At 72.3% G+C, this 6,909-nt stretch carries 8 protein-coding genes; 7 read left to right on the top strand and 1 reads right to left on the bottom strand.

The annotated features are described in order from the left end of the window. On the top strand, nt 1-843 hold an 843-nt coding region (locus tag ABD844_RS32115), incomplete at its 5' end, for an SMI1/KNR4 family protein (RefSeq protein ID WP_344886464.1). 10 nt (nt 844-853) lie between these two features. On the opposite strand, the gene ABD844_RS32120 is transcribed toward ABD844_RS32115, so the two are convergent. Further along, a complete protein-coding gene (locus ABD844_RS32120) occupies nt 854-1,438 on the bottom strand; it encodes a DUF3043 domain-containing protein (protein ID WP_344886465.1) in 585 nt (194 codons plus the stop codon). A gap of 153 nt (nt 1,439-1,591) precedes the next feature. Between ABD844_RS32120 and ABD844_RS32125 the strand changes: the two genes are divergently transcribed. The 6 genes from ABD844_RS32125 to ABD844_RS32150 form a co-directional block, all read left to right on the top strand. Then, on the top strand, nt 1,592-2,401 hold the full coding sequence (locus ABD844_RS32125) for a PspA/IM30 family protein (RefSeq protein ID WP_344886466.1): 810 nt from the start codon (nt 1,592-1,594) through the stop codon (nt 2,399-2,401). After that, entirely contained in the window at nt 2,398-2,676 is a 279-nt protein-coding gene (gene pspAA / locus ABD844_RS32130) for a PspA-associated protein PspAA (protein ID WP_344886467.1), read from the top strand. Before ABD844_RS32125 ends, pspAA begins: the two co-directional genes overlap by 4 nt. Nucleotides 2,677-2,680: 4 nt before the next feature. Further along, on the top strand, nt 2,681-3,577 hold the full coding sequence (htpX, locus tag ABD844_RS32135) for a zinc metalloprotease HtpX (protein WP_344886468.1): 897 nt from the start codon (nt 2,681-2,683) through the stop codon (nt 3,575-3,577). An 8-nt stretch (nt 3,578-3,585) separates the two neighbouring features. Beyond that, nucleotides 3,586-4,143: a PspA-associated protein PspAB gene (gene pspAB, locus ABD844_RS32140; protein ID WP_344886469.1), complete on the top strand. Its 558-nt coding sequence runs from the start codon at nt 3,586-3,588 to the stop codon at nt 4,141-4,143. Between the two features lie 133 nt (nt 4,144-4,276). Then, nucleotides 4,277-5,824, top strand: a complete 1,548-nt coding sequence (locus tag ABD844_RS32145) for an alpha/beta fold hydrolase (RefSeq protein ID WP_344886470.1) — start codon at nt 4,277-4,279, stop codon at nt 5,822-5,824. A gap of 139 nt (nt 5,825-5,963) precedes the next feature. After that, on the top strand, nt 5,964-6,909 hold a 946-nt coding region (locus ABD844_RS32150), incomplete at its 3' end, for a serine/threonine-protein kinase (protein WP_344886471.1).

The following is a 6,909-nucleotide window of genomic DNA, read 5'->3' on the forward strand; positions in this document are numbered from 1 at the left end:
CCCGTGGCGCCGCGCCAGGCCCGGACGCGGGCGGCGTGGGCGGGCATCGCGGCGATGGTGGCGATCACCCTGGTGGTCGCGCTGGCGCCGGCGGAAGAAGGGGCCGAGGACGACTATCGGCGGGCCTACGAGGCACAGCGGAAGGCCCTGGCGGCGGTCGAGCGGACCGCGACGCCGTCCGCCTCTCCGGCGGGGAGCGTGCCCACGCCGACCCGGATTCCCGACCCCAACTGCTCGCCCGCGCCGCGCCCGGTGACCGTCAGGCCGATCGATCCCGAGGTGAAGCGGGCCGTGGACCGCCAGTGGCGGCGCGTGGAGCGGTGGCTGAAGGCGAACGCGCCCCGTACGTACCGGACGCTCGGCGCGCCCGGCAGGGCCGGCACGATCGCCGTCGCCGAGTCTCAGATGGGCGTGGACTTCCCCGACGACCTGCGCGCCTCCCTGCTACGCCACAACGGCTCGCGCGGCGAGGGGGCGTTCGGCTTCTCGTCCGGTGGCGCGGTCAACCTCGGCACGCGTGACATCAGGGACGCCTGGCGCGAGCAGTGCCGCCGGGACCGCACCGACCTGGGCGCCGACCCGTCGACCGAGTATTGGAACGGGCGGATGATCCCGTTCGCGTCTTACCCGGAGTTCGACTCCGAGGACACGCCGTACGCCGTGGTCGACTCCGTGGGAGGAGCGGTGGGCTGGGACGACTCGATCGGGGGCATGGCGCCCCGGATGCCGTCGTACCACGCGCTCATGCGGGCCGTGGCCGACGCCCTGGAGCGGGGCACCCCGATCGAGGGCCGGCGACCGGCCGTCGAGCGGGGTGTGCTGGTCTGGGAGCACGCCGAGTGAGGCCCGCCCGTCATCGCTTCGGCGGCACCGGCTTCCCGCCGGGCAGCACCTGGGGCGGCGGGAAGCGCAGCTTGCGGATCTGCAGCGCCCGCATCGCCGCGTAGAAGCCCACACCCTTGGGGCTCTCGCCGGGCAGTTTCTCCGTCACCAGCCGCTTGACCTTCCAGGCCACGTAGACCGAGGTGAACAGCACGCCGATCATCATGATCGGCCAGCCGATCGTGACCACGTAGCCGAGCACCTGGGCGCGGATCGCCATCGGCCACGGAACCCAGGTGGCCAGCAGGATCAGTAGCGAGAACGGCAGGAAATACTGACTCGGCAGCCGCCGCGAGTCGACCCATTCGCGCGCGAACTTGCGCGCCGGGCCCTTGTCGCGAACAGGAAAATATCGCTCGTCGCCTGCGAGCATGCCCTGACGGGCCTTGTCCCGCTCGGCGGACTGCTTGGCACGCATCTGCCGATAAGCCTCTTTACGGTCTTTCGGCGCGGATACGTACTGGCGCCGGCTGCCCTCGGCATCCCGGCGCTTGGGTGTGGGACGACCTTTACCCTGGGGCTTAGGATCGTCAACGGGGACGGGGGTGTCGTCCACGGAGGTTTGGGAACGGCGTCGCAACACGACGTCAACCCTACCTGTACTGCAACTTAGTGACGCCCCCGTGCGTTATGCGTAGGGTAATCCCAAGGCGGCTGCGCTGCATTGGGATTGACACCAGCACGACCTAGAAGGGGACGGCCGACGCGCATGAGCGTGATGAAGAGACTTTCGATGATCTTCAAGTCCAAGGCCAACAAGGCCTTGGACAAGATGGAGGATCCGCGCGAGACCCTCGACTACTCCTATCAGCGGCAGCTCGAGTTGCTGCAGAAGGTGCGGCGAGGGGTGGCCGACGTCGCCACCTCCCGCAAGAGGGTGGAGCTCCAGATAACCGGCCTGGAGAAGCAGGCTGAGCGCCTGGAGGACCAGGGTCGCAAGGCGCTGTCGGTGGGCCGCGAGGATCTGGCCCGTGAGGCGCTGCAGCGTCGCTCCAACCTGACGACGCAGATGGCCGACCTCAAGGTCCAGCACGACAACCTGCAGGCCGAGGAGGAGAAGCTGACCACGGCTTCCCAGCGGCTGCAGGCCAAGGTCGACTCCTTCCGCACGAAGAAGGAGACCATCAAGGCCACCTACACCGCGGCCGAGGCGCAGACGCGCATCAACGAGGCGTTCTCGGGCATCTCTGAAGAGATGGGCGACGTCGGCCTGGCGATTCAGCGCGCCGAGGACAAGACGGCGCAGATGCAGGCGCGCGCGGGAGCCATCGACGAGCTGCTGGCCAGCGGCGCGCTCGACGACTACAGCGGCACCCGCGGTGACGACATCCAGGCCGAGCTCGACCGCATGGGCGGCGGCATGGACGTCGAGCTGGAGCTGGCCAGGATGAAGGCCGAGCTGGGCCAGGGCCCGGCGCCGCAGTCGGCCATCGAGCAGGGCCAGCCGCCGCAGCAGCAGGCCCAGCCGCAGCAGCAGGGCCAGACCCAGCAGTACCGCCGACCAGGGGAGGGCGCATGATCGTCAGGATCATGGGCGAGGGTCAGGTGGAGATCTCCACCGACGACATCTCGATACTCAACGAGCTCGACACCGAGCTCGAAGCGGCCATCGACGCGGGCGACGAGGGCACCTTCCGCGTCAGGCTGCACGCGTTGCTCGACAAGGTGCGCCATGTGGGCAAGGCGCTTCCCGACGACAGCCTTGAGCCGTCAGAGCTGATCCTTCCCCCCGCGGACGCCTCGATCGAGGAGGTCCGGGAGATGCTGGGCGACCAAGGTCTCATCCCGGGCTGAGCCCGTGCGTACGCGGTTCGCGTCCGACCGTGGCCTGACCAGCCGCATGGTCGTGACGATGTTCCTGCTCGGGTTGCTCTACGTCGTGTTCGTCGGCGTCCTGATCGCTCTCGGCGTGCAGGCGCTGACCGTACTGGTGCTGGCGGGCGGCCTCCTGCTGGTGCAGTATTTCCTGTCCGACCGCATCGCCCTGTTCGCGATGCACGGGCGGGAGGTCTCTCCCCAGGAGGCGCCTGAGCTGCACGCGCTGATCGACCGGCTGTGCGCGCTGGCCGACATGCCCAAGCCGCGGGTGGCGATCGCGGATTCCGACGTCCCCAACGCGTTCGCCACCGGCCGCAACCAGAAGCGCGCCGTCGTCTGCGTGACGACCGGCATCCTGCGCCGCCTTGAGCCGCAGGAGCTGGAGGGCGTGATCGCCCACGAGCTGTCCCACGTGGCCCACCGTGACGTGGCGGTCATGACGATCGCCTCGTTCCTCGGGGTCGTGGCGGGGCTGATGACCAGGTTCGCCCTCTACTCGGGGCTCAGCCGCCGCAACAACGGCCAGGGCGGGCTGCCCATCGGCGCGATCGTGCTGCTGGTCTCCGTCGTCGTGTACGCCGTCAGCTTCCTGCTCATCCGCGCCCTGTCGCGCTACCGCGAGCTGGCCGCCGACCGCGCGGGTGCCCTGCTCACGCAGCGCCCGTCGGCCCTGGCCAGCGCGCTGACCAAGGTGAGTGGGGAGATGGCCAGGATCCCGACCCGCGACCTGCGCGAGGCGGAGCCGTTCAACGCCTTCTACTTCGCTCCGGCGCTGGCCAGGGGGGTGACGCTGGCGAGCCTGTTCTCCACGCACCCGACGCTGGAGCGCCGCTTGGAGCAACTGGCGAACATCTCCCGCCAACTGGGAAGGGGCTGAGCGCGCCCATGGGCTGGCTCGACGCACTGCTCGGCCGGACGAAACCGGTCAAGCCCAACCTCGACGCGCTGTTCGCGCTGCCCTCGGCCGCGGTGACGCTGCAGGCCGCGACCGGTCTCGTCCCCACCGGTCTCGGCTCCGTGGCGTTCCGCGCGGCGGAGGGCGGCGCGTTCGCCGAGGTGGAGAGCGAGGCCAAGGCCCTGCTGGGCGAGCGGGTGGAGGAGTCGGACGACGGCTACGGTTACACCTGGCTGCTCGTACGCCGCGAGCCCGACGCCCTCAGCGATCTGGTGACCGAGGTGCACGCGGTCAACTCCACGCTGGAGGGCGCCGGGTTCGGCCCGTCGCTGCTGTGCTCGCTGGTGTCGTTCGCCGAGCCCGGTGGGAGGCGGCTGGCCGTGGTGTACCTGTACAAACGCGGCACCTTCTACCCGTTCGCGCCCCTGCCGGGGCAGAAGCGTGACAACCCGCTCGAACTACAGGCCAGAGGCGCTCTGGAGGGTGAGCTGCCGCTGGAGAGCGACCTCAGCCGCTGGTTCCCCGTCTGGGGGGCTCCCGGGCTCTGACGGTCCGGTCGCAGGTGCCGGTCGCAGGTGCCGGGTCACAGATGCCGGTCACGGGTGGCTGGTCATTGGCCGTTCTGGCGATCCGGCTGGGGGGCTTATGACCGGCGATCGCCGAGAGTGATCTAATCGTCACGTGGAGCGAAGGTTGGTGGTGCTCGCGGCTTCCGCGTTCATCGTGGCGGCCGTGCTGGGCAGCGCGTGGATGACCGGCCAGTTCACCACGCCCGCCGTCGACAGGACCGACGGCTACGTGAGCGAGCTGGCCGCCCGCGATCAGCCGTGGACGCGGCTGTTCCGGATCAGCCAGGCGCTGTCGGGGCTGGCGTGCCTTGGCGGCGTGGCGCTGGTGCCCCGGGTGGCGCGCGAGTGGCCCGGCTGGCTGGCGCTGGCCGCGTTCGGGCTGCTCAGCTTCGCCTCGGGGGTGTTCCCGCTCGACTGCGCCACGCTCAGCGACCCGACCTGCGGGCTGCGGGGTACGTCGTTCGCGCACCAGGCCCACACGGTGGCCGGGGTGCTGGGCGCCCTCGCCGTGCTCGCCGCCATGGCGCTGCTCGGCGCGCGGTGGGGCTCGTGGGTGGCGTGGATGTTGACCTGGCTGAGCCTGGCCGCCACGGTGCTCACCCTGGCCGGGCTGGTGGGCGGGCACGGGGTGGGGCTCGCGCATCGCGCGCTGCTCACGATGATCGCCGTCTGGCTCGTCTACGTGGCGCTCCACCTGCTCGTCGCCGAGGACCCGGACGACCCGTACGCGCTGGACGCGCCGAGGATCGCGCCCGGCCGGCTGGGCGGCGTGGGCAGCGCCCGGGTGCGCACGGAGGACGCGGCCCGTGCGGCCGGTCAGGGGCGGCCGGCGAGCGCGGAGAGAGTGGACTGGAGAGCGGGCCGGGGCCGGTCGGCGAGCGCGGAAGGGGCGGACCGGGCGGCCGGTCAGCGGCGGTCGCACGTCGTCGAGCAGGGCGCGGGACCGGCGGTGCTGATCACGGTCGGCCCAGGGGGCGCCTGGTTCCACTGGGACGCGGTGGCCGTGAGACTCGCCCGCAGCCGCCGCGTCATCCGCTTCGACCGTCCCGGACTCGGCCTGAGCCCCGGCTCGCCCGCCCCGCCCAGCCTGTACGGCGAGGTCGCCCGCCTGGCGGCGCTCGCCCCCGCGCATCCCGAGCAGGTCACCCTCGTCGCCCACGGGGTGGCCTGCTGGCACGCGGAGGCGTTCGCCCGGCTGCACCCGCTGCGCCTGGCCGGGCTCGTCCTGGTGGACCCGGTGTGCGCGGCCCGGCGCCGTCCGCTGCCCACCGCCAGGGCGGCGGGCAGGTGGCTGCCGGCGCTGGGCGAGACGTGGGGCGCGACCGCCGTGGCCCGGCTGACAGGACCGGCCACGCACCGGCTGCTCACGGGGCTGCCGGACCTCTCGCGGATCTACAGCAGGGGCAAGGTGTGCGCCGCGATGGCCGGGGAGTGGCTGGCCCGCCGCGACATGGCCGCCGACCTGCACCGGCTGCGGGCCGAGATGCGCTTCCCCGACGTGCCGGTGACCGTGATCAGCGTGGGCGACCCGGGCGGGTGCCCGGAGCGGCTCGCCGGTGAGTTGGGCGCCGCGCACGTACGCATGGCCGGGAGCGGCGGGCGGATCCAGCTCCACGAACCTGGGGCGGTGGCCGACGCCGTCCTCGCGGCCTCCTCCTAGCTTCCCGGCCCGGGTCCCGCGGGGGTGTCCGGGCACGCGGGAACCGGTGCTGCGGTCCCGCGGCGTTGTCCGAACGGGTGACGTGGACCCGCGCCACCCACCAGAATGGCGAGAAAGACGCCATATGTGGGGGTTGCCAATGCCGGACCTCGCGGCCCTGAGGCCAGGGGATCCCGCGACGGTGGGCGGATACGCCCTGGCCGGACGGCTCGGCGAGGGCGGACAGGGCATCGTCTACCTCGCCACGGCCTCCGGCGGAGCGACGGCCTCAGGCGGGACGACGGCCCCGGGCGGGACGAAGGTGGCGCTCAAGCTGCTGCGCGCCGACCTGGCGGGTGATGCCGAGGCGTCGGAGCGGTTCGTGCGCGAGGTGGCGATGGCCCGCCGGGTGGCGCCGTTCTGCACGGCCCAGGTCATCGAGACCGGGCTGTTCGGCGGGCGGCCGTACATCGTCAGCGAGTACATCGACGGGCCCACCCTCGCCGACGTCGTACGCGAGCAGGGCCCCCGCTCGGGCGCCGCCCTGCACCGGCTGGCCATCGGCACCGTCACCGCGCTGGTCGCCATCCACCAGGCCGGGATCGTGCACCGCGACTTCAAGCCGTCGAACGTGGTCATCGGCTCCGACGGGCCGCGCGTGATCGACTTCGGCATCGCCAGGGCGCTCGACCTCACCTCGACGCTCACCGCGGCGGTAATTGGGACGCCGTCGTACATGGCGCCCGAGCAGCTCTCCGCGTCGAGCCCGGGGCCGCAGGCCGACATGTTCGCCTGGGCGTGCACGCTGGTGTTCGCCGCCTCAGGACAGCCGCCGTTCGGGCAGGACAGCGTGCCCGCCGTGGTCAACCGCATCATGCACACCGAGGCGGACGTCGGCCACATCGCCGATCCGGCCCTGCGCGCGCTGGTCGCGGACTGCCTGGCCAAGGATCCCGCCCGGCGGCCCGGGGCGGGCGAGGCGCTCATGCGCCTGCTCGGGCACACCCCCGCGACCCAGCCGCCGGGACTGCTCCAGCAGGGCAGCGCCGCGGCCGCCCCGCACCCGGCCGGTCCCCGGCCAGGTGTGTCGCAGGGGGCGGCCGGCG

This window comes from Nonomuraea antimicrobica, from assembly GCF_039536965.1.
Lineage (GTDB): Bacteria > Actinomycetota > Actinomycetes > Streptosporangiales > Streptosporangiaceae > Nonomuraea > Nonomuraea antimicrobica.

Coding starts and splice junctions, on each gene's coding strand:
- ABD844_RS32125 (WP_344886466.1), top strand. CDS start 1,592: ATGAGCGTGATGAAGAGACTTTCGATGATCTTCAAGTCCAAGGCCAAC.
- pspAA (WP_344886467.1), top strand. CDS start 2,398: ATGATCGTCAGGATCATGGGCGAGGGTCAGGTGGAGATCTCCACCGAC.
- pspAB (WP_344886469.1), top strand. CDS start 3,586: ATGGGCTGGCTCGACGCACTGCTCGGCCGGACGAAACCGGTCAAGCCC.